Below are 21,997 nucleotides of genomic sequence, written 5' to 3'. Positions count from 1 at the left end.
GATCCTTCGGGCTACGCAGCCCGGGGTGTCGGGGCCGGTCGGTCACAACCAGCCGACGTGTCGGAATCGCGCGAAGAGCCCCGCGCACAAGCTGAGTGTCACCGTGGACACAGCGGCCAGGACAGCCGCCGAATTGAGCCCGGGTAGGTGGTCGAAGTTCATTCCGTAAATACCGGCGACCATCGTCGGCACGGCGATGATCGCGGCCCAGGAGGCGAGCTTCTTCGTAATGTCGTTCTGGCGGAGGGAAACGAGAGCTACGTGGGTTTGGACGGCGGCGCCCGTAAGTTCGCGGAGATCGTCGAGTCGGTCGTTCAGCCTTAGCACGTGGTCATGGACGTCGCGGAAGTACGGTCGCAGCGTAGCGGGCACGAGCTCGCCGCGCGCGAGGGTCAGTCGGTTGGTGATCTCGATGAGGGGCGCGACGGCGCGACGGGCCGACGCGACCGACGCGCGTGCGGCGTAGACCTCCCGGATGAGCTCCTGATCGACTTCGTCGGCGAGCAGTCGTTCTTCGAGTGCCTCGACCAGTTCCTCGAGTGCATCGATCACCGGGACCCACTCGTCGACGACTGTGTCGAAGACCACGTGAAGCGCGTACATCGGCCCGCGCTCGGGGTGGCTGGGGACGTGTTGGCATCGCGCGCGGAACGTCGAGCCGGCGGGACTGGAGCCGTGGTGCACGGTGAGCACGTGCTGCGGCCCGACCGCGATGTGGGTCTCTCCGAGCTCCACCTCCGCCGCGGACGCATTCCACCCGCCGGTGCGGAGGACGAGGAGCAGGCTGTGATCGTACTCCTCGAGCTTCGGCCGCTGGTGGGCGGACTCCATGTCTTCGACCTCCAACTCGTGGAGGTGCAGATTTCGTTGGAGGGATTCGAGGCTCTCGTGGTCCGGCTGATCGACCGATACCCAGACGAAGTCGTTGGCCGAGCGAACGTCGTTCAGAAGAACGGATTCGAGCTGCTCGACCCCCGCGTCCTCGACCCACTGCCCATCGACGTAGAACGCGCACTCTGTGATTGGCGCCACAGCGGGGACGCCTACCATAGCTTGGCCTCTCGGAGCCATCATTTCGCTGGGGGCGCCTACGGGCCGCGGTAGACCGAGATTTCGACCGCATCCGGGATCTGTGTGTACTCGATCGTCGCGGGGCGGTTCTCGGAATCGTAGCGCCCGCAGTTCCGAACGTACTCTAGGTAGTCGGCGGCGCCGAAGACCTCGCCGACGTTATCGGCCACCACGATGCTGCCGGGGCGCAGTTGGCCGGATTTCTCGAGCAACTCGAGATCGCCGCGGTACAGGTCTTTCCAGTGGTCGAGGAACACGAGGTGGAAGGGCCCCTGGAGCGTCGGGATCTGCTCGGTCGAAGCGCCGTGGATCACCTCGATCCGATCGGAGAGCCCGGCGAGCTCGATGTTCGCGCGCGTTGCTTCGGTCGCGCTGCGTGACTTCTCTACCGAGACGATCCGTCCTGCGGGTCCGAGCGTCACGGCGAGGAGGATCGACGAGTACCCACAGAACGCGCCGAGCTCGAGAATTCTCGCCTGCTCGGGAAGCTTGTCCAGCACTTCGCGAACGAGTGGCCCCTTGTCCGGACCTACGTTCATGAGGAAGCGCTCTTCGCGTGCGAATCGGTCCATCAACCGCAGGACGTCGGCGGGGTCTCCCGAAGCGGCGTGTTCCGCGAGGTAGTCCCGTACGCGCAACGGGATAGGAGGGGCCCCGGTGACCCTGTCGTAGAGCATGTGGCCGCCGTTGCGCAGGGTGAAGCCGAGGGCTGGGGGGATGAGGAAGCGCCAGAACTGCATCGATCAAGCTCCTGTCTTGGGGGCGCAGAGGATCATCTGGGTGCCACAATCGGCCTGTCCTCTCGTCTCGGTCTAGACCAGAGGCCGAGAACGTTCCAGCGTTGCGAGAGTCATGGTGGGGAGCCGCCCTGCGAAGTATGGTGCCTCGCAGAGGAGTCCAGTTGATGAAACCTTACCTAGAGCGCCCGGATTGGGTCCGACGTTTGAATCAGTTCGGCCCGGCCGTCGGCGGTGCCGCCCACGTCATTCCCCTTCTGCCCGAGGAGTTGCTGGCGTCGGCGCGGGAGGCCACCGGGCTGTACGATGTCGGTGATGCGCTCTTCGAGGAGACGTTTCGTCGGCGGATCGAATCGGTCGACCGCGAGTCGAACCTCAACCTCGTCGGTCGGCTCCTCTGTCGTGCCGAGGCGCTCCGGGTGCTGCAGACGCGTTTGCGACTGCGCGCGTTATGGGCCGAGAAACCCGAAATCCTCGACGAGCCGATCGAGCGCCCGGTCTTCATCCTCGGTGCCCCGCGGACGGGTACGTCGATTCTGCTCGAGTTGCTGGCCCTCGATTCGAATCTCCGCGCGCCGATTGCGTGGGAGGCCCATCACCCGCTCCCGCACGGCGCCGCTACGGATGCCGGCGCTGCGATGGAGATGGCCGAGGCCGAGCAGGAGCTCTGGGCCGACATCCAGCCGGAGCTGATGACCCTGCACGAGCTGCGCAGTGATCTTCCCTGCGAATGTGTGCACTTCATGGCTCTCGACTTCGGCTCTGTCTACTGGGCGATGCACTACGCGACGCCGTCGTTTGATGCGTGGGCCGGCACGCAACCGGACCTCGGGGCGCGAACCTACCGCGAGCACCGTCGCTTTCTCCAGACGCTTCAACACGGATCGAATCCCAGACGATGGCTGCTCAAGTCACCCGGCCACCTCGCGACGATGGAAGCCCTGATGGACGAGTATCCCGATGCCGTCATCGTTCACACGCACCGCGATCCGATCAAGTTCGTCGGTTCCGCCGCGAGTACGACGGGGCTGATCCACTGGCTTCGTTCCGACGTGGTCGACCGTATCGCCGAGGGACAGATCGGGCTGCACGGGTTCTCGTTCATGCTGAACCACGTTCGCTCTCTGCGTATCGACGGGACGCTGCCCGATGGGCAGTTCGTAGATAGTCACTATCTCGACCTGATCGGCGATCCAGCCGTCGCGCTCCGCAAGATCTACGAAGGCGCGGGGCTCGATTGGCCCGGCGGGCACGAGGACGCGGTGCGTGGGTATCTACGAGACAAGCCGCATGGCAAGTTCGGCAAGCATGAGTACAGCCTCGGCGAATACGGTCTCGACGAGGAGCAGGTCCGAAGCACGTACGCGGAGTACGTCGCGCACTACGGCGTGGCGTCGGAGGCCTAGCGCAAGGCACGAGCTGCGGGGTCGGGGCGTGCGGGGTGTCGCTCGGGAACGAGCGGATGTAGCCCAGCAGGGCGCCGCCGGGAGGTGGGACCCGAGAGCGAATCAGATCGATCATCTCGTGGGTTCCCTCGCCGAGGGGAAGAGAGGGGGCGTCCCACGCGCAGGCAGTCGCGAGGCTCGATACGACGGCGCGACCGATGTCCGCAAGACAGATCCGTCGGCGGCTGAACCGGTCGGCGAGCCGCCCCGCCGCATCGAGGATCGGCAGCTGAATCGCCCAGGCCTCCCGCGGGAGGTACGGGGCCCGAACGAAAAAGGGCGCGGCGCTCTCGTACGCGCCGCGCCCCTTTCGAGCGGTGGTGTGAGCCGAGACTAGAAGATCTCGAAGAGCCCGGCTGCGCCCTGGCCGCCGCCGATGCACATTGTGACCACGCCCCACTTGGCCTTGCGGCGCTTGCCCTCGAGCAGAAGGTGACCGACGCAGCGCGCGCCCGTCATCCCGAAGGGGTGGCCGACCGAGATCGAGCCGCCGTTCACGTTGTACTTCTCGGGGTCGATGCCTAGCGTGTCCCGCGAGTAGAGGCACTGACTCGCGAACGCCTCATTGAGTTCCCAGAGGTCGATGTCGTCGACCTTGAGGCCCGCGCGCTCGAGGAGGCGGGGGACGGCGTAGACCGGGCCGATGCCCATTTCGTCGGGTTTGCAACCGGCGGCGGCGAAGCCGCGGAAAGCGCCGAGCGGCTCGAGGTTCCGTTTGCTGGCCTCGCCGGCTTCCATCATCACGACGGACGCTGCGCCGTCGGAAAGCTGCGACGCGTTCCCGGCGGTGATGAAGTGATCTTCGCCGCGGATCGGCTTCAGACCGGATAGGCCTTCGAGCGTCGTGCTCGGGCGGTTACACTCGTCCTTGTCTACCGTGTAGTCGACCGTCGAGGTCTCGCCGGTTTCCTTGTTTTTCACGATCATGGTCGTCGCCATCGAAACGATCTCGTCGGCGTAGAGATTCGCTTCCTGGGCGGCTGCGGTGCGCCGTTGGCTCTCAAGCGAGTACTCGTCCTGCGCTTCGCGGCTGACGTTGTAGCGCTCGGCGACGATGTCGGCGGTTTCGATCATCGGCATCCAGAGGCCGGGGTATTGCTCAGCCAGCGGCTTGTCGACCTGCAGGGTGAAACCCTGGCCGGTCATGCTGTGCGTGATCGACTCGACGCCCGCGCCGACGACGATCGGTGCACCGTCGACGATGATCCGGCCGGCGGCGGTCGCAATCGCGTTCAGGCCCGAGGAGCAGTGACGACTAACGGTGACACCGCTTGTGGTGATCGGACAGCCGGCCTTCAGTGCCGCAACACGGCCGATGTTGTTGCCCGTGGTCCCCTGCGGGGTGCCGCAGCCAAGCACGACCTCTTCGACTTCCGCGGGATCGACACCGGCGCGCTCGATCGAGTGCTTGATGGCATGGCCGGCCATGGCGGCTCCGCCCGTGTTGTTGAATCCGCCGCGGTGGGACTTCGCGAGCCCGGTCCGTGCGGTCGAAACGATGACTGCTTCACGCATGCTGGAATCTCCTTGTTTCGGTGTCGACGCCGCCGCTGGAATCCGGCGATCCCTCTATCCGTATCATCGAGAACCGGGTTTCGCTTGAGAGGGTGAGCGAGCGGGTCCGGGGCCCGCCCAGTGGCCGAATCGCGCCGGAAACGGTCGCCGTCTTTGCGTCCACCGTGTTTCCGACGGGCGACAGCTTGCCGCCCGGCGCGGGCTTGCCGCCCGCCCGCCCGACCAGGCCACGTCGAAGATCTTCTCCTGCATCTTTCCCTCGGCGTCGACCCAGCCCTTGATGATCTGGGTGCGATCGAGCATGCCGCTGTTCGCGTCGCGGATCGCCCAGGCGCCGGTCAAGGCTCCGGTCCTTCCCTTTGATCCAGCCGCCGACGTCACCGGTGCGGCGTCGTTCGGCCGTGCTGGCGGCCGCACCGTGACTGCCGACGATGAAGTTGTCTTCGGCGACGTTCGAGGCGAGCCCGCTGTGATTGTCGGTGCCGCCGGGGCCGCGGGCGTTCCTGTGGACGTACTTGAGAAACCCCTTCTCCCGTTCCTCGAACGAGTCGAGGCTGCGAAGCTCATCGAGCAATTTCTGATCGTGTCCGGGAGCGCCTGCCGTCAGCGTCGAGCGAGTACTCCGAGTGCATGTGCGTCTTGCCGAAGTAAGCGTTCGTGGGAAGATTGCTCGCGGCAGGGACTGCGTGGGCGGTGACCAGGATCCCGAGGAGAGCGACGCGGAGAGGGCCTGCGACGGTCGAGATCATCGTCGCTGAAGATAACGCGATCCCGCGCGGGCATCTTCGGTCGTGGTCCTTGGCCGTGCGGTCCGGTCAGGTGTCCTGCTTCTCGAGCGCGCCATCGTCCGGCTCGCGCCGCTTGCGAAGTGCGCCGAGCAGAGCCGTCATCAGCCCCAGGACGATTTCGTCCGCGAACGGGACCAGGTCTGGCACGACGAGATCGATGAGGAACGCCGCGGCCGTCACCACGAACAGAACCGGGAATCGCAGCTTCGCGAAGAAGCTCACCAGGAATGCGACCGCGATGTTGGGCGATTTCTTCATGGACGAAGAGTAGTGGAGGGCTGCCGAGAGCGCATCCACTCGCGCCTCGCCGTTCGCCAGGCCGCTGGATTGAGAGCATGGTGGCCGGATGGCGCAAACCGCGACGATCTACACCCTGCAAGTCGAGCTCTCCGACATCGACCGGAACGTCTTTGAGAGCGTGTCGCTTCGTGTGGCGCAACACCCCTCGGAGGACATGCCGCGGCTCGTCACGCGAGTTCTCGCCTATTGTCTCTTGTACGGACCCGATCTCGAGTTCGGCCGAGGGTTGTCGAACGCCGAAGAACCCGCGTTGTGGCACAAGGAGCTCGACGGTCGCATCGTGCACTGGATCGATGTGGGGCATCCGTCCGCCGACCGGATGCACCGCGCGAGCAAGGCCGCGAACAAGATGACGATCGTCACGCACAAGGATCTGTGGCCCCTGCAGAAAGAGGCGGGGAAGCGCGCAATCCACCGAGCGGACGAGGTGGAGGTCTGGCGCCTCCCCGGCGACTTAGTCTCGAAGCTCGCCGAACTCACGACGCGCAAAAGTCAGTGGGTCGTCGTCTACGCGGACGGGGGCTTGATGGTCACCGTCGACGACGCATCCGAGCCGCTGGAGGGCGTGGTCGAGCGGCACAGGCTCGCGACGCTCTCGGGCCCGGGCTAGCGCGGGTCGTCGCTGCTGCCGCGAGCGGTAAGCGGCGGGCGAGGGATCCCAGGGCTGACCCTCGCTTCTTCTCGGCTGGTCGTCCCCTCGGTGGTCCCGTAGAGTGCCGTGCGAAAGGGCCGACGATGAGCGAGAGCGAACCCCAGTCCGAGAAGCCGAACCCGACGGCGCCTGCCTGGTTCCAGTGGGGGATCTTTCCCACCGTCATGGGTGGTGCCGTGCTGAGTGCCGTTGCACTCGTGAACGGTGGAATGGCTCCGGCGATCGCCGTGCCGCTGTGTCAGGTCGCCGCCGTCGTCTGTGTAGCGATCGCCGAACACATCCACCCGTATCACCGAAGCTGGAACATTCCGCGGGCGGATGTCGGCGTCGACACCGCGCATACCCTCACGATCACCATCGGGGTCGGTCTCGCCTCGCCGATCGTGATCGGTGCGGGGGTCGCACTCGGTGGGTTTCTCTCGCGAACGATCGGAGCGACCGTCTGGCCCGAAGCGTGGCCGCTGGTGTTCCAGATCGTCCTCGCTCTCGTGATCGGCGAGATCCCTGGCTACTGGCTGCATCGCCTGGAGCACGAATGGGACGGCCTGTGGCGGTTCCATGCAACGCATCACAGCGCGCCCCGCCTCTACTGGCTCAACGCGGGACGCTTCCATCCGTTAGACACGCTCCTCACGTTCGTGCCGTCCTATGGGCTTCTCGTTCTACTCGGGTGTCCGGAGTTCGTGCTCGGCTTGTTCACGTTGGTCACCGGCGTGCACGGCATCTTCCAACACGCGAACATCCAGTTGCGCTTGGGTGCGCTGAATTGGTTCTTCAGCATGGCCGAGCTTCATCGTTGGCATCACTCGAAGACCGTCTTCGAGGCGAATCACAACTACGGCCAGACCGTCAGCATCTGGGATGCCGTCTTCGGCACGCGCTTCCTGCCGGAGGATCGGCTCCCGCCGAGAGACATCGGGATCGCCGACCTTCCCGACTTTCCCATGACCTGGGCGGCACAACTCGCTTCGCCGTTCCGTTGGGAGAAGATCAAGCAGGGCTCGCCCGAGTAGTCGGGAGCCGTCGGCCCTCAGTTTTGTCGGAAGCCTTGGCACCAGCTGCTGCCGTGCGTTCGACCTTGTGGTGCATGAAATCGTTATCGCCCACGCCGGCGGTATTCCGCATGGTCGCGTGGCTCACGTTGATGCCCTCGGGAACGACTCGTCCCGTGCCGCACACTTTCGCCGCCGCTGAAACGCGATGTCTGGACACGGGTTTCGGGTGAAACTTGGCTGCGGGGGCCCCATCGTGGTTTGTTCGACCGCATATCGGCAGATCCCGAATGGAAAACGACCGGCTGCATCCTCTGTGAGTGCAATTGCGGAACCGAAGTGGAGTTCGGCGGTGACGACGGGCGGAGCTTCAAACGGATCCGTGGAGACAAGAAGCGCCCGCTCTCGAAGGGCTATGCGTGCGAGAAGGCCGGCTGGCTCGACTTCTACCAAAACGGTCGCGACCGCATCACGCCGCCGCTGCATCGTAAGCCCGACAGCAGTTTCGAAGAGATCAGCTGGGAAGCCGCCATCGAGGAGGTCACCCAGAAGTTTGCCGCCATTCGCGACGAACACGGCGGCGACAGGATTTTCTATTAGGGAGGCGGAGGGCAGGGGAACCACCTCCCTGGGGCGTACTCGCGCTCGTCCCTGGCTGCTCTGGGCAGCGTTTGTCGGTCGAACGCGCTGGCGCAGGAGAAGACGGGGGAGTTCTGGGTCAACAGTAAGGTGTTCGGCGGGATCGTTCGCGGCGACTTCGACCACTTCGAGGTGGCGCGCTTGATCCATCCGCAGGGTGCGGAGGTGCTCGTCCTCACGATCGGCGGTCGTGCGCGGGTGGCCATGAAGCGCGGCCGGCCCGCCGTGGCACAAGACCGTACCGGCGCGCGTGTCGGGGGTCTGAGCGGAAGGCGGTCTACTCGAGATCCAGGCCCGTGAGTTCCCCGTCTTCGCGCCACGTCTCGAGCACCCGGAAGAACTCGACGGAGCCTCCACCGTAGAAGCCGTCCTGCGCGCTTCGCTCCGTCGGCTTGCCTTCGTTGTTGTAGTATCCGGGCGTGCAGTTCTCGAGGAAGTCGCCGGTGTCGCGCGCCTTGCGGATGCAGGTCTCGACCCATTCGGTCTCGCCCTCCGGCGACGCCTCGACCTTCTTAGCGCCCTTCTTCTCGACCGCTTCGATGATGTAGGCGATGTGCTTCGCCTGCTCGTTCAGCAGGTGTGGGTAGCTCGCGGTGAAGCCGGCCTGGGAGTTGCTCATGATGTAGCAGTTCGGGAAACCGTGAACGTGCATTCCGTGGAGGGTGCGAATGCCGTCCGACCACTTCTCCTGCAGGCTCTCCCCGCCGCGGCCGTAGAGCTGCATCCCGGCGCGCCGTGAGTAGTCGGTCCCCACCTCGAAGCCGCTCGCGTAGATGATGCAGTCGACCTCGTACTCCTGGCCGTCCACGACGAGGCCCTTCTCCGTGACGCGCTCGACCCCGTTGCCCTGGGTGTCGACCAGCTTCACGTTCGGGCGGTTGAAAGCGCCGAGGTACTCGTTGTGGAAGCATGGGCGCTTGCAGAATTGGCGGTAGTACGGCTTCAGAGACTCCGCGGTCGCCGGATCCTGGATGATCGCTTCGACGCGCGCGCGGATGTCCTCCATCTTCTCGAAGTCGGCGAGTTCGACGGCCTTCGCGATCCCCGCAGGAGAGAAGTCGTTGGCCCGGCCCTCGCGCATGCGGACGAGCAGGTTGCCGATGAGGTCCGTCCAGCCGTCGTTCACCAGGTCCTCTTCTTGGGGGACGCCGGAAACCAGATTGTTGAAGTTGTCCATTCGGTGCTGATGCCAGCCCGGTTTCAGGGATTTCTCCCACTCGGGGTCGGTCGGTGGGTTGTCTTTCACGTCGATGGACGACGGCGTGCGCTGGACGACGTAGAGCTGATCGGCGAACTCGGCGAGGTGCGGCACGACCTGGACCGACGTGGCTCCGGTTCCGATGATGGCGACGCGCTTGCCGCGCAGCCCCGTGAGGCCGCCTTCGGAGGAGCCACCGGTGTACTCGTAGTCCCAACGGCTGGCGTGGAACGAGTGGCCGGCGAACTTCTCGATGCCGACGATGCCGGGCAGCTTCGGTCGGTTGAGGGGGCCGGTTGCAAGGCACACGTGGCGGGCCTTCATGCGGTCACCGCGGTTCGTCGTGATCGTCCAGCGTGCTTCGTCGTCCTCCCACCGGATCTCGTCTACCCGCGTCTGGAAGCAAGCATCGCGGTAGAGGTCGAACTTCCGGGCGATCGCCTGGCTGTGCTCGAGGATCTCCTTGCCGAAGGAGTACTTCTCCTTGGGGACGTAGCCGACTTCTTCGAGAAGCGGCAAGTACGTGTAGGACTCGATGTCGCAGGCGATGCCGGGGTAACGATTCCAGTACCACGTGCCGCCGAAGTCGCTGGCGGGGTCGATGATGCGAAGGCTCTCGACGCCGGCCTGTCGCAAGCGCGTGCCGGCGAGAAGGCCGCCGAACCCGCCGCCGATGATGAGCACCTCGACTTCGTCGTGGAGAGGGGCCCGCTCCACCGGTGCGGCGTAGGGATCGTCGAGATAGTGCTCGAACTGACCTTTGACCTCGACGTACTGCTCGTTCCCGTCGGCGCGGAGACGGCGGTCGCGCTCGTCGCGGTAGCGCTGCCGAAGGGCATCGGGATTGAAGGCGAGTTCTTTTTCTGGGGACTCGGTCTGCGGATCTTCCTGGCTCATGGTCGTCCTCCCCCGCTTCGAGGCGAGTTTGGAGTTAAGCCAAACGGTTCCTGAAGCGCAGTGCAACGACGGCCTCGATGCGGCGGTCGCGGGCCCTGGGATCCAGGTCTGGGCGGTTCTTTCGTTGCGGGATTCGAGCTCAGGCCGTGGGTTCGAGCTTCAGCTTCGCGTTGTCCCAGGACAGGACGCGCTCGTCCGGCAGGATCTCGATGACCGCCCTCCCGCCGGAGTAGTGGCGCTGCGCGGTTTTGGGCATCGACCTACGGGTGGTTCGGAAAGCGGCGTACTTCTCGTCGAGCAGGCCGCCCACCGCATCGATGAGGGCGGGGTCCTCCACGAGTCGTGCCCGGCCCGTCACGTGGACCGCCTTCAGTTCGGCCCACCTCTCACCGCTCTCGGTGAGGAAGGAGACGCGGTCGTCGTTGCGAATGCGAAGAACCTTCTTGGTTTTCGCGGGAGTTGCGACGTAAATCCGCAGGTCTTTCGCAGCGAACCATACGGGCAACGCGATCGGGGTGCCGTCGCGTCGCAGGGTCGTCAGGATTCCGGTGTGGGACGCTGCGAGAAACGCGAAGGCCTCGTCGGGTTTCATTCGAACGCGCATGGGCTCCCGGTATTGCGATCCGATTTGCAACGCAACACCTCGGCGGGGCACTACCAGTGGCGAGGAGTGTCGTGGGCCATGGAGTGGATCCTGAGAGAGGTGTTGATCGGCGGGCAGTGGTCGCCCGCCGAGGGTGGGACGTACGAGATCGTCGATCCGTCGACCGAAGAGGCGATCGGGGCGGCGCCCGAGGCGCCGCCGGCCCAAGTACAGGCAGCCTGTCGGGCGGCCCGTGAGGCGTTTGAGTTTGGGCCTTGGCCGGCCCTGTCGGGGGCGGAGCGCGGTGCCTGCCTGCTGCGCGCGGCCGATCGCATCGAGAAACGCGCGCCCGAACTCATCCGTCTTGCCATGGCGGAGACCGGTTCGACTCGGTCGCACGCGGATCAGGTACAGGTGCGGGTGGCCGCCGAACGGCTTCGAATGTACGCGGCCCTCGCAGGGGAGAGCAACGAGACGGTTCTGCCGCCCCTCGAGCGCGAACCCATCGCGGGTAGTAGCGCTCGCACCGCGGCCGTGGTGACCAGTAGGGAACCCGTGGGGGTCGTCGTGTGCATTTGTCCCGCGAACACTCCGGCCACGAATTGCGCAGGGAAGGTCGGACCGGCGCTCGCGATGGGCAACACGGTCGTGATGAAGCCGCCCGTGCAAGACCCCCTCGGCATGGCCGAGCTCGCGCGCGAACTCGACGCGTGCCTGCCACCGGGGGTGGTGAACTACGTCGCGGGTCGGGCTCCGGAGATCGGAGAGGCGCTCGTCGCGTCGCCGGACGTCGACATGATTTCGTTCACGGGAAGTACGCACGTCGGTCGCCGGATAGCGGAAGTGGCCGGTCGGGGCATGAAGCGCACCCTCCTCGAGCTGGGAGGAAAGTCGGCGAGCATCGTCTTCGCGGACTGCGGCGGCCGCCGTCCTCCGGATTGCGAACGAGGCTTCTTCTACGAGCCCACATTGTTGACCAGCGTCGACAACCGGATGGAGGTCGCGCAGCAAGAGATCTTCGGTCCGGTCATCGCGGCGATCCCGTTCGACGACGGGGACGAAGCCGTCCGGATCGCCAACGATTCCGAGTTCGGGCTCTACGGTTACGTGTGGACGGCGGATGCCGAGCGCGCGCAGCGCGTCGCGAAGGGCATTCGCACGGGTACCGTGCAGATCAACGGCGCTCCGCCCAATCCCTGGGCGCCCTTCGGTGGATTCAAGCAGAGCGGTGTCGGTCGCGACGGCGGTCGCTATGGGCTCGAAGCCTACAGCGAGCTCAAGTACTTAGGCTGGGCGACGTAGGCCCGGCCGCCTCGGGGGACGTGGCCGCCTCGGGGCACGTGGTCGCGTCGCTACGTTCTGTGGCGCGATGGCCACGGGGGCACCACTCGGTGGCGCCAACGTCGTGCGGCCAGCGTTACCTGCACGCCGTTACGAATTTTGGAGTTCACCGGGGCGTGTCTCCTCGGCAGATTCCCGTATCCCTCCTCTGTGGCGTCGCCGCCACTCTTGTGGCGCTGCCGGGAATGGTCCTCCACTCGTTCTCGGTCAATCGACGACAGTCACGATAGAGGGGACAGGATTCAATAATCCGCTCGTGAATCTGTTCACGTCGATCGGGAATGTCGGACCGATCACGTCGGGGCCGGGGGGAACGGATACGTCCTTCGAGATCGTCATTCCGGTGGGAGCGCCTACGTATGTGCTGGTCCTGAATCCGCCATTCATCCCGTACGAGTCTACGACGGGAAATGCCGATGGCGCATTTCAGCTGAACGCCCTCTAGATCAGGCGCGCGACGGCTGGCCCCGTAGCTTCTGGGCCGCCTTGCGGCTCAGGCGGCCAGGCCGCGCCGGGTGAGTCGGGACGCGTCTGCTAGGTACTCCTCGTACGTCATGTCGAGATCGTAGAAGTTCCCACCGTCTAGTTCGAGGACGCGCGTCGCGAGGGAGCCGACGAACTGGACGTCGTGGCTCGCGAAGATCATTGAGCCTTCGAACTTGAGCATGCCGTTGTTGAGCGCGGTGATCGATTCGAGGTCCAGGTGATTCGTTGGGCCGTCGAGCACGAGAACGTTGGGGGCCTGCAGCATCAGGCGGCTCAGCATGCAGCGGACCTTTTCTCCTCCGGAGAGCACGCGCGCGCTCTTCTGCACTTCGTCGCCGCTGAACAGCATACGACCGAGGAAGCTCCGCACGAAGTTCTCTTCCTGCTGGTCGGTGTACTGGTGAAGCCACTGGATGAGGTTTAGGTCGGTGTCGAAGAACTCGGCGTTGTCCTTGGGGAAGTAACCGAGGTTGACTGTGTGTCCGGATTGCACCTCGCCGCTGTCGGGCTCGCGCGCGCCGCTGATGACTTCGATTAGGGCACTCACGGCGAGATCGCTTCCGGTGACGGCGATGCGCTCGCCCCGACGGACCGTGAAGCTCAGATCGTCGAACAGGGTCTCGCCATCGAGGGTCAGACCGACTTTGCTGACGGCGAGAACATCCTTCCCGAGCGGCTTCTCGGGCTCCGGGAACTCCACCCATGGGTACTTGCGGGAGGACGGCCTGATCTCGTCGAGCGTGATCTTGTCGAGCAGGGACTTGCGTGACGTCGCCTGGCGGGATTTGGATGCGTTCGCGCTGAAGCGCTGAATGAACGCGCTCAGCTCCTTGATCTTGTCTTCCTTCTTGCGGTTGGCCTGGCGGCGCTGGTTGAGCGCCATCTGGCTGGTCTCGTACCAGAAGGTGTAGTTGCCCGTGTAAACCTGGATCTTCTGGTAGTCGATGTCGGCGACGTGGGTGCAGACGCGGTCGAGGAAGTGGCGGTCGTGGGACACGACGATGACCGTGTTCTTGAACCCGTAGAGGAACTCTTCGAGCCAGAGGATCGAGTCGACGTCGAGGTGATTCGTCGGCTCGTCGAGCAGGAGGATGTCGGGTTCGCCGAAGATCGCTTGCGCGAGGAGGACTCGGACCTTCTCGTCGTCGGTGAGATCGCGGACGACGCGACTGTGCCGGTCTTCTGTGACTCCCAGCGAACCCAGGAGCTGGCCCGCGTCGGACTCCGCGTTCCAGCCGTTCAGGTTACCGAACTCCTCTTCGAGCTCGCCGGCCCGGATGCCGTCCTCATCGCTGAAGTCGGCCTTCGCGTAGATGGCCTCTTTCTCGGTCATGATTTCGTGCAGGCGGGTGTGGCCCATGATCACGGTTTGTAGGGCTTCGACGTGGTCGTACTCGAAGTGGTTCTGTTTGAGGGTGCTGACGCGCAATCCGCTGGGCACCGTCACGGAGCCGGAGCTCGTCGGCTGTTCTCCCGAGAGACAGCGCAGGAACGTCGTCTTCCCGGTGCCGTTGGCACCGATGAGCCCGTAGCAGTTGCCGGGGACGAACTTGGCGTCGACGTTCTCGAAGAGAATGCGTCCGGCAAAGTCGAGGGTCAGCTTTTCGGTGGAAATCATGGGTGGTTCTCGCAGGATGGGGCTGTCGGGGTCGCCTCGAGCCGGGTCGTGACGGAAGAGCGGCCCGGGTGCGTCCGGCGGCGTGGTGCGCCGCGGCGGGTGGGCCTCCATCATATCAAAACTGGACCGTGGACACCTTAGCGGACGAGGCGGCGGACCGCTCTTCTCCCCCCGAGCGGGGCTTACGGCCCCAGAGTCGCGAGCCCGCGTTGTCGTGCCGGTGGCGTGGCCAGACCGCCGATCCGTACCCCGCGGGCCCCGTGTAGAACCCCACCGTCTGGGTCTGCGGCTGGAAAGCGAACTCCAGGGGGCACTGCTCCCGGAGGTCGGTGTCGAGCCGTTAGAGCGCGGTGATCAGCTCCTCGTCGTTGTCCGCGTCGTAGCCGAACGCCGTCGGTCTCGCCGTAAGTCGCCTCGGGGATGAGGGGAAAATCGATGATGCCCGGTTCGGTTGGATCGCTCGGGTCTGTCGGTTCCTCGACCGTCGGTTCGTCGGTGACGGTCGTGCTTTCGTTCGAGGTCCCGCTCGTCCCGCCGCAACTCGCGGTGAGCAGGGTGATGCCGATTCGGGCAACGAGGTGAGAGCGTGCGCTCGACCGAGGAAAGTCGTGCGGATGCATGGGTTCGATCTCTTTCCGCATGTTTCCACCCACGGCCGGAGGAGGTCCGCCGCACGTTCTTTGCGCTTTTCGGCTCGGAGCCTGGATCAAGAAAAGGCGGGGTCGGTTCCGCAACGAGTGCGCCGCTTCGGTCCAGGTTGGGACTAGAGAACGTCTTGTCCTCGGCGGATCACAGCGCGCGGAGGCGCGTGGTGATGAGGACGGTGAGCGTGGTGGCGGCGGTGGCGCAGCCGATCAGGAGGAGGGCGGCGTGGAGGCCGACGGCGCTGGCGAGGAAGCCGGAAAGGAGGCTTCCCAGCGGCCCGCCGCCGAGTACGCCGAGGGTGTAGACGGAGAGGACGCGCGCTCGGTTGGTTTCGGAGGCGTGTTGCTGGAAGAGAGTGCGCATCGTGTTCACGAATACCGAGCCGGTGAGACCCCAGAGGAACACGACGAAGACCGTCCCCGCGAACGGAAGGTCGGCGGCGAGCAGGCTGACGGCGCCGGCCGCCGCGAGATAGCCGAAGCCGAGCGCACGTCCGTTCCTGCGGATGCCGCCTCGCTGCAGGATGAACAAGCCGCCGACCAGGGCGCCGAGCGGGAACATCCCGGTCAGGATCCCCATCTCGGTCGCGCCGCCCGCGTATTGGTCGCGCACGAGCAACGGCAGGAGGACCATGAACGGCCCGACGACGAGAATCCCGGTCATGACCGCCATCATCATCACGGGGCGAAGGATCGGGGAGTGTGAGACCTCATCGAGCCCGGCGCGAAGTTCGACCAGTCCGAGGCGCGGGTGGTCCTCGCGGTGCGCGCGGGCAGGCGTGAGCGCGACCGGGAGCGCGCCGACGAGAACGAGTCCGGCCTGCAGAGCCAGTGCCGGTGCGGGGCCGAAGAACGTGATCGACGTGGCGAGCAGTGAGCCGCTGAGCTGCGCCGCATGACGCGTGACCGACACCCCGGCGATCGCAGTGCTCATCCCTCCCTGCACGACGTCGGACAGCTGCGTGTCGCGGGACGGGATCGCGAACGCCTGTAGCGTTCCGACCGCGAGCGCGTACGGGATCAGAGCGGCGTAGGACACGGCATCGCTAGCGACGAGCAGGCAGAGGCCCGCGGCGACCAACGCGCCTCCCAGATGTATGGCCAGCAGCAGTCGGCGTGGGTCGATTCGATCGGCGATCGCGCCGGCGAACAGGACGAACGCGAGCGTGGGCATCGTGAGGGCCATCTGCGCCGTTCCGACGTCGGTGGGCGAAGAGTCGAGGAAGTCTACGACCAGCCACTGGAACGAGACCTGCTGCATCCCCCAAAAGGAAAACCACGAAGCGAGCCCGCACAGCAGTGCACCGTAGCCTCGAGCGGTGGCCCGGTCTCGGGCTTTGGTGGTCGCGTCCTCCACGTTCGGTTTTCTGTAGCGGCCGGAAGCCGCCCAGGACAGCGAGAGCGGCGGTCATGATGAAGCGTCGTTTGCCTCAAGTAAGAGATTTCTGGGCGCGCGCTGGGTTCGGGTGGGTCGAAGTTCGGCGCGATCGTCCTGGTGCTTGGCGCGATGCTCGAGGTTCCGCGCTTCACGATCTGAAAGGGTCGTCGCATGTACGACCGGCGAATCAGAATGATACATCGTCCCCACTTCTCTGTGTCCGGGACCGTATTGCACGCGGTGCTCGGGTGCTCGTTCACGGACATGGGCGTCCCACTCGTCGGCAACCCTTCGGAAGGTGTTCCGGGACACCTTTGGATCGACTCCAGCCTCGTCGCGGGAGCGGATGTTGATGTCACTGGGGCCGGCTTCAGCGATCTCACCGTCGGAAATCTCTCCTCGACGTCGATTGCGTCGGGTGAGGGCGAGAACTTCTGGGACTTCGACGAGTTGGGGTTTCCCCCGAGGGGGCACTCGAGTTCGCGGTGCAGGGAGATGCGATGTCTGGGGCCGCGTTCTTCCACCTGCTCAACCCGCCGTTCATCCCGCTCTCGAGTTCGGGAGTGAGCCCGGCGGGTGAGTTTACGCTTCCCTGAGGGAGTCTCCGGCGCTCCGCGGTGCCCTCATTCTGGCGGCGTTGCGCAGTCCGTGTAGTCGATTCTAACGTTCACGACCGCGGAATCGTTCGACGATGCGCCGTGCGAGTTGGGTGCTGTGATGGAGAAGACGGGTCCGGGCCCGGGAGGCTCCGTCAGTACGGCGCTGGTCGCGCCGTCGCTGTCTTGCGGAGCCTTTCCGATGACGTCGATCCAGGTGCTGTTTACCGCGGCCATCCGAACGCTGAACCCGGCCCCGTCATCGAAGGCCCCGGAGCTGGAGCTCAGGAGGACGTAGTGCCCCAAAAAGCTGGGGGGAAGCTCCCCTTTGTGGGTTGGGTTGCAACATGTGAAATCGGTCGCCCAGAACGTGTGGCGCGATTGGAAGCCCTTGTTCGGAAACGGCTGCCAGATCGCGGACGATTCGTCGACCGAGACGTCGATTGGCGAGCGGTTGTAAGGGGTGTTGTTCCAGACAGCGACGTACGCGCAGCGATTGTGCCCCGATTCGCAAGTGGGGATCATTTCCCACTGCCCCGACGTCGGGGTTTCCTCGGAGCCGACGAGGAGACCCTCCTCGGAAGAGGCTGGAGTCGAACCGTCCCCGGCACGCGGAAAGCGTCAGCGTGGGTGCGCGAACGGCCTCGTGATCATCTGCCCGCCTGGCCGACGTCCACGCCGGACAGATGATTCCTCGAGGCCTCGCTGCCGCCGCCCGGGCCGTCTTTCCGGAGTTCGCAGCTATCGACCTGCACGTCGGCGACGCTGTTGTCGTGTGCGCCGCGGAAGCGAAAGCAGACCTTCGACTCACGGACGGATCCGCCCACGACTCGGTTCAGCGACGGGATCCCCGATGCTTCGCCCTCGGCCGCCGCCGCGGCCGCGGCGAAGACGTAGCCGGAGTCGACGAGGTCGTTGTCCTCGAAGAGGTTCCGCACGGAGCCGCCGCGAACCTTGACGAGCGAACCGCGGACCGAATTGCGCAGGAAGCGGCCGCTGATCGAGTCCTTCAAATCGATGGCGGCCGACCCGCTGCGTTCGATCGTGTTGCCGGTGACCTCGCACTTTCGGCAGGACTCGATGACGATCCCTTCCTCGCCGCTACCAATCACCGTGTTCTCCTGGATCAAGGTGTTTGCGGTACCGGCGCCGATGTGGATTCCGTCGCGCGCGCTGTCGATCACGCGGTTGCCCGAGATCCGATGTGCTCCGCTCCGCCCGCCGTCGGTCGCTCCGGACACTTCGATGCCGTAACCGTTGCCCGACACCTCGTTGCCGACGACTCCGTTTTGGCGACCTCCGCGGATGCGCACGCCGCGCGAGAACCCGGAGATGCGGCAGTTGCGCACCTGGGTTTGCTCCACGTTGTCGAGACGCACTCCGTACCCGGAGGCGCCACCTTCGCGTGCGCGAATCTCATGTCCTGCGCAGTCGAGCTTCGCGAAGGGGGCGAGTCGGACCCCGTGGTGGTCGCAATCGACCACGTCTCGGTCGAGGACGAGATCTCCCCGGACCGTCCAGCCGCAGGTCGAGTTTTTCTCGAAGGCGCGTCGGATCGAGTCGTGGGCGAAGAAGCCGCCGGCCGCGATCAGCACGACGAGGATCAGTACCCGACGGCCCCAGCGGGGACGCCTCCGCGACATCCTTCGCCGCTGGAGGGCTCGCGGGTCTCGGTTCATGGCCCACCATCGTACAGGTGTCGCAGGCCCCCGGCGAGGTAGATCGCCCGGTCTGTCACCACGAACTTCTCGGCGCGCCAAGCGCGCACGACCGGATGTGTTCCGATGAAGGTTCCGTCCGGCTGATGCCGTCGACGCCGGGTAAGCTCTCGACCCGCTGCGTTCCAGGGGCGGCACCGTTCGTCTTCCAGAGATCCATTCCAGACTCGGTCGCCTCCCAGAAGAACACGAGCTCACCCATGATGAGAACCGGAGAATGAATCGTCCGACCCTCGGTTCCGGGAATGATCTCGGTGCCGTCGCGCGTGCCGTCCGAGCGGTAGACGCCCTGGAGCCCGGCGAGCACGACCTCACGTCGCCACGGAACGACCGGGCGTTGCGGGACGAAATCGTCAGTCGGCTTAAAGTTGTCCCGCACCAGAGATGTGCTGGGGCCGTTGCCGTGGTTCCTGTGGTGTGAGATCCCGTCGGTGAATTCGGCGAACACCGAGTACACGCCCGACTGCTTCGCATCCGGTGGCTGTGCGGAGGGGCCTGCGGCGTTCGCGAATTCTTAGGTGATCCATGGGACCAGCGCGCGCCTCTGCCCCCCCCCACCACCACCATTCTGCAGGTCTGAGGCAGCGATCTGTCTGAGAGCGGGACCGCAGCCGGTTTGGGGCTAGGGACGTTCCTCAATCTCGGCGGCTTCTCTAACCGTCACTCTTGCCGCGCCCCGATCGTGCAGATCAGCCCACGTCTCGGAGTCGGGCCGGCCGAGCTACGGGGGCCATCCGGTTCGCAGCCTGGGCCCGGATCCCCGGCCCGATCGGGATTCAGGCGACAACGCCTGCCCGGTGGGTTATTCGCTGTGACGGATGGACCTGCCCAGCAACTTCGCTGCGCTCGATGCAGCCATCATCGTGCTCTATCTCGGCGCGACGGTGCTCGTCGGCGTCGTGGCGAACCGGCGGATCCGCGGTGGCGTTGCGACGTACCTGGTCGGCGGTCGTGCGGCGGGCGCGTCTCTCAACTCGGCTAGCTATGTCGGAACCGGCCTCGGTCTGGTCACGCTCATGTACGCCTCGATTGACGCGTTCTCGAACGGGTTCGCGTACGTCACGTTGGCGTTGATCAGTTTCGCGATCAGCGTTTTTCTCGGGCTGACCGGTTTCGTGGTCGGCCCGCTCCGGCGACTCGAGTTGCTTACTATCTCGGAGTATTTCGAGCATCGTTTCGATCGCCGCACGCGAGTCATCGGTGGCGGTATCGGCGCTCTCGCCGGCATTTTGAACATGGGGCTCTTTCCGAAAATGGGCGCGACGTTCGTCACGTTCCTCACGGGGGCGTCCCTCACCGCGCCCGGCAGCGAGACGACCGTCAACCTGGTCATGTCGCTGCTGATCGTTCTCGTGATCGCGTACACGATGCTCGGCGGCATGTTGTCGGTTCTCGTGACCGACTATCTGCAGTTCGTGGTGTTGAGCATCGGTCTCTTCATCGGGGTGGCCGCTTGTCTCTCGCATCCGCAGCTCGGATGGGAGGGAATCGTCGGGGCGATGGCCGAGCACCGCGGCGCGCGGATGTTCAACCCGGTTGCTGAAGGTGGGTACGGCTGGATTTGGGTTGGGTTCAACGCCGTCGTGTTTCTGGCGGCGGCGATTTGCTGGGCTCCCGAAGCCTCGCGTGCGCTCACGGCGAAGAACGAGAGTGTGGCGCGCGCGACGTTCCTTCTCGCGGCGCCCGGCCAGTTCGTCCGACTCGGCGTGCCGGCGCTCTTTGCGGCAGCCCTTTTCGCTCTCGCTGCGCAGACGCCGGAGTTGGAGCAGCACTTCTTTCCCGCGGGCCTCGGCGGCGATGCGAGCAATGCGGCGCAGGCGATGCCGTTTTTGCTGAGTCGCCTTCTCCCCACGGGAGTGCTCGGACTCGTCGCCGCTGGAATGCTCGCGGCCTTCATGTCGACCCACGATAGCTACCTTCTCTGCTGGTCCTCGGTTCTGACGCACGACGTGATCGGACCGCTCACGAAGGGTGGGCTCAGCGAGCAGGCGCAGATTCGGATCACACGGATCGGTGTGCTGGCGATTGGTGTCTTCCTGCTGGTGTGGGGTGTCTGGTACGAGTTACCCGACAGCGTCTGGACCTACATGGCGGTGACGGGAACCATCTATATGAGCGGGGCGTCGGTCGTGTTGATCGGCGGCCTCTACTGGTCGCGCGCTTCCCGTGCCGGTGCGCTCGCGGCTTTGCTCGGGGGGCTCGTCGCGGTGGTCGGGCTGTTTCGCGATCAGCTCGCGGCGTCGACGGGTCTCGATGTTCCTGGTGAAGTGATCGGGCTCTCGAGCTTCATCTTCTGCGCCGTTCTATTCGTGGTGTTCTCTCTTCTGTTCCCGGATCGGGGCGAGCCGTGAGTACCGAGAGTCTGATCACGGCTTGGGGCTGGATCTACGGTCTGGGGCTGGGAACGTTCTTCGTCGTGGCGGTCGTCCTCATCCCGCTCGGGGCGCGAGACGTCTGGCGTCTCTATCAATCGGTGTCCGACGAGTCCGGGGAGGGGAAGCGGTGAAGCTGCGCTTCGGGGCGCGCGACGTCGAGTTTCCGGGCGCCGGATTGGTGGATGAGATGAAAGACTCGGCGTCGTTGCTCGGCGATCGCGCGGGCCTTCGGGCGCGGCTCGCAGGGGACGGGTACCTTCTCCTGCGAGGCTTTCATCCTGCAGTGGAGATCTGGGCTGCGCGCGAGGCCATTCTTTCGCACCTCGCCGCCGCGGGTGCGCTCGCGCCAGACGCGGGACCGTCGTCTGCACGTTGTCGTCCGGGGGGAACGCCTCCGAACATGAAGGGACAGCGCGCAGTCACGCACCACCCCTCGGTCGCTGGGGTTCTCGAAGGGGAGCGAGTGACGAGGTTGTTCGGGGATCTCTTTGCCGAGCCTGCGCTGACCTTCGACTACAAGTGGTTGCGGGCGACGCCTCCCGGGGATTTCACCGGCGTGCACGCGGACTCGGTTTACATGGGTCGGGGCTCTGCGCGGTTGCTCAGTTGTTGGGTGCCGTTCGGTGACGTGACGCCGGCTCTCGGGTCGATCGCGCTCTGCGCCGGCTCGGATCGGTTGGCTGCGTACGCACCGGTTCGAGAGACCTACGGTCGCTCCGATTCGGACCGCGACGGCTACGGCGGCTGGCTCACTCTGGATCCCCTGGAACTCGTGGAGCGGTTCGGCGGGAGTTGGCATACGACGACGTTCGCGGCGGGGGATGTCCTCGTGTTCGGGATGCAGATGCTTCACGCGTCGTTCGCGAACACTACGGATGAGTATCGTCTGAGTTGCGATACGCGGTTTCAGCCGGCGGCTGATCCGATCGACGAGCGTTGGGTCGGCGCGGGAGCGGTCGAGTCGAAGGGCAGACAAGGTCCGCACGTCGCGACGGATGCGATGCGGCGTGCGTGGGGGATTTAG

General features: G+C 65.3%; 20 protein-coding genes and 1 pseudogene. 9 read left to right on the top strand and 12 right to left on the bottom strand.

Features of this window, described 5'->3' with window-relative positions; genetic code table 11:
* Nucleotides 1-42: 42 nt before the first annotated feature.
* Nucleotides 43-1,032 (bottom strand): magnesium and cobalt transport protein CorA, encoded by a 990-nt coding sequence (locus P8R42_05620; protein MDG2304124.1) that lies wholly within the window; start codon nucleotides 1,030-1,032, stop codon nucleotides 43-45.
* 56 nt (nucleotides 1,033-1,088) lie between these two features.
* Nucleotides 1,089-1,811 carry a class I SAM-dependent methyltransferase gene (locus tag P8R42_05615; GenBank protein MDG2304123.1) on the bottom strand — a complete coding sequence of 241 codons (723 nt, stop codon included), beginning with the start codon at nucleotides 1,809-1,811 and terminating at the stop codon, nucleotides 1,089-1,091.
* Nucleotides 1,812-1,975: 164 nt separating this feature from the next.
* Here P8R42_05615 and P8R42_05610 point away from each other — a divergent pair, with 164 nt between their 5' ends.
* On the top strand, nucleotides 1,976-3,214 hold the full coding sequence (locus P8R42_05610) for a sulfotransferase (protein ID MDG2304122.1): 1,239 nt from the start codon (nucleotides 1,976-1,978) through the stop codon (nucleotides 3,212-3,214).
* Between the two features lie 372 nt (nucleotides 3,215-3,586).
* On the opposite strand, the gene P8R42_05605 is transcribed toward P8R42_05610, so the two are convergent.
* From P8R42_05605 to P8R42_05595, 3 genes are all read right to left on the bottom strand, one after another.
* Entirely contained in the window at nucleotides 3,587-4,768 is a 1,182-nt protein-coding gene (locus P8R42_05605) for an acetyl-CoA C-acyltransferase (GenBank protein MDG2304121.1), read from the bottom strand.
* A 63-nt stretch (nucleotides 4,769-4,831) separates the two neighbouring features.
* A complete protein-coding gene (locus tag P8R42_05600) occupies nucleotides 4,832-5,071 on the bottom strand; it encodes a DUF3604 domain-containing protein (GenBank protein ID MDG2304120.1) in 240 nt (79 codons plus the stop codon).
* 512 nt (nucleotides 5,072-5,583) lie between these two features.
* Nucleotides 5,584-5,814, bottom strand: a complete 231-nt coding sequence (locus tag P8R42_05595) for a hypothetical protein (GenBank protein ID MDG2304119.1) — start codon at nucleotides 5,812-5,814, stop codon at nucleotides 5,584-5,586.
* Between the two features lie 88 nt (nucleotides 5,815-5,902).
* Here P8R42_05595 and P8R42_05590 point away from each other — a divergent pair, with 88 nt between their 5' ends.
* From P8R42_05590 to P8R42_05580, 3 genes and pseudogenes are all read left to right on the top strand, one after another.
* Entirely contained in the window at nucleotides 5,903-6,466 is a 564-nt protein-coding gene (locus P8R42_05590; protein MDG2304118.1) for a YaeQ family protein, read from the top strand.
* Between the two features lie 125 nt (nucleotides 6,467-6,591).
* On the top strand, nucleotides 6,592-7,521 hold the full coding sequence (locus tag P8R42_05585) for a sterol desaturase family protein (protein MDG2304117.1): 930 nt from the start codon (nucleotides 6,592-6,594) through the stop codon (nucleotides 7,519-7,521).
* Nucleotides 7,522-7,773: 252 nt separating this feature from the next.
* A pseudogene (locus tag P8R42_05580) lies at nucleotides 7,774-8,277 on the top strand (molybdopterin-dependent oxidoreductase).
* A gap of 139 nt (nucleotides 8,278-8,416) precedes the next feature.
* Here P8R42_05580 and P8R42_05575 read toward each other — a convergent pair.
* The gene (locus P8R42_05575) at nucleotides 8,417-10,234 is read right to left on the bottom strand and encodes an NAD(P)/FAD-dependent oxidoreductase (GenBank protein ID MDG2304116.1); all 1,818 of its coding nucleotides are present in this window, start codon (nucleotides 10,232-10,234) and stop codon (nucleotides 8,417-8,419) included.
* A 139-nt stretch (nucleotides 10,235-10,373) separates the two neighbouring features.
* Complete coding sequence (locus tag P8R42_05570) at nucleotides 10,374-10,838, bottom strand: pyridoxamine 5'-phosphate oxidase family protein (protein MDG2304115.1); 465 nt, start codon at nucleotides 10,836-10,838, stop codon at nucleotides 10,374-10,376.
* Nucleotides 10,839-10,916: 78 nt separating this feature from the next.
* Between P8R42_05570 and P8R42_05565 the strand changes: the two genes are divergently transcribed.
* Nucleotides 10,917-12,119, top strand: coding sequence for an aldehyde dehydrogenase family protein (locus P8R42_05565; GenBank protein MDG2304114.1), 1,203 nt, complete (start codon nucleotides 10,917-10,919; stop codon nucleotides 12,117-12,119).
* A 295-nt stretch (nucleotides 12,120-12,414) separates the two neighbouring features.
* Nucleotides 12,415-12,603 (top strand): hypothetical protein, encoded by a 189-nt coding sequence (locus P8R42_05560; protein MDG2304113.1) that lies wholly within the window; start codon nucleotides 12,415-12,417, stop codon nucleotides 12,601-12,603.
* Nucleotides 12,604-12,651: 48 nt separating this feature from the next.
* Here P8R42_05560 and P8R42_05555 read toward each other — a convergent pair whose 3' ends face one another.
* From P8R42_05555 to P8R42_05535, 5 genes are all read right to left on the bottom strand, one after another.
* Nucleotides 12,652-14,262, bottom strand: coding sequence for an ATP-binding cassette domain-containing protein (locus P8R42_05555; protein ID MDG2304112.1), 1,611 nt, complete (start codon nucleotides 14,260-14,262; stop codon nucleotides 12,652-12,654).
* A gap of 789 nt (nucleotides 14,263-15,051) precedes the next feature.
* Nucleotides 15,052-16,263, bottom strand: coding sequence for an MFS transporter (locus P8R42_05550; GenBank protein MDG2304111.1), 1,212 nt, complete (start codon nucleotides 16,261-16,263; stop codon nucleotides 15,052-15,054).
* Nucleotides 16,264-16,907: 644 nt separating this feature from the next.
* Nucleotides 16,908-17,405, bottom strand: a complete 498-nt coding sequence (locus tag P8R42_05545; GenBank protein MDG2304110.1) for a hypothetical protein — start codon at nucleotides 17,403-17,405, stop codon at nucleotides 16,908-16,910.
* Between the two features lie 125 nt (nucleotides 17,406-17,530).
* Nucleotides 17,531-18,559: a right-handed parallel beta-helix repeat-containing protein gene (locus tag P8R42_05540; protein MDG2304109.1), complete on the bottom strand. Its 1,029-nt coding sequence runs from the start codon at nucleotides 18,557-18,559 to the stop codon at nucleotides 17,531-17,533.
* Nucleotides 18,560-18,614: 55 nt separating this feature from the next.
* The gene (locus tag P8R42_05535) at nucleotides 18,615-19,055 is read right to left on the bottom strand and encodes a hypothetical protein (GenBank protein ID MDG2304108.1); all 441 of its coding nucleotides are present in this window, start codon (nucleotides 19,053-19,055) and stop codon (nucleotides 18,615-18,617) included.
* 361 nt (nucleotides 19,056-19,416) lie between these two features.
* Between P8R42_05535 and P8R42_05530 the strand changes: the two genes are divergently transcribed.
* The 3 genes from P8R42_05530 to P8R42_05520 are packed head-to-tail and all read left to right on the top strand — an operon-like array spanning nucleotide 19,417 to nucleotide 21,997.
* A complete protein-coding gene (locus tag P8R42_05530) occupies nucleotides 19,417-20,949 on the top strand; it encodes a sodium:solute symporter family protein (protein MDG2304107.1) in 1,533 nt (510 codons plus the stop codon).
* Nucleotides 20,946-21,104, top strand: coding sequence for a hypothetical protein (locus tag P8R42_05525; protein MDG2304106.1), 159 nt, complete (start codon nucleotides 20,946-20,948; stop codon nucleotides 21,102-21,104). Before P8R42_05530 ends, P8R42_05525 begins: the two co-directional genes overlap by 4 nt.
* Complete coding sequence (locus P8R42_05520; GenBank protein MDG2304105.1) at nucleotides 21,101-21,997, top strand: phytanoyl-CoA dioxygenase family protein; 897 nt, start codon at nucleotides 21,101-21,103, stop codon at nucleotides 21,995-21,997. Before P8R42_05525 ends, P8R42_05520 begins: the two co-directional genes overlap by 4 nt.

The sequence above is a fragment of the Candidatus Binatia bacterium genome (assembly GCA_029243485.1).
GTDB lineage: Bacteria > Desulfobacterota > Binatia > UBA12015 > UBA12015 > VGTG01.
The sequence above is the reverse complement of the archived record's forward strand: the minus strand, read 5'-3'. Positions and strand labels throughout refer to the sequence as shown.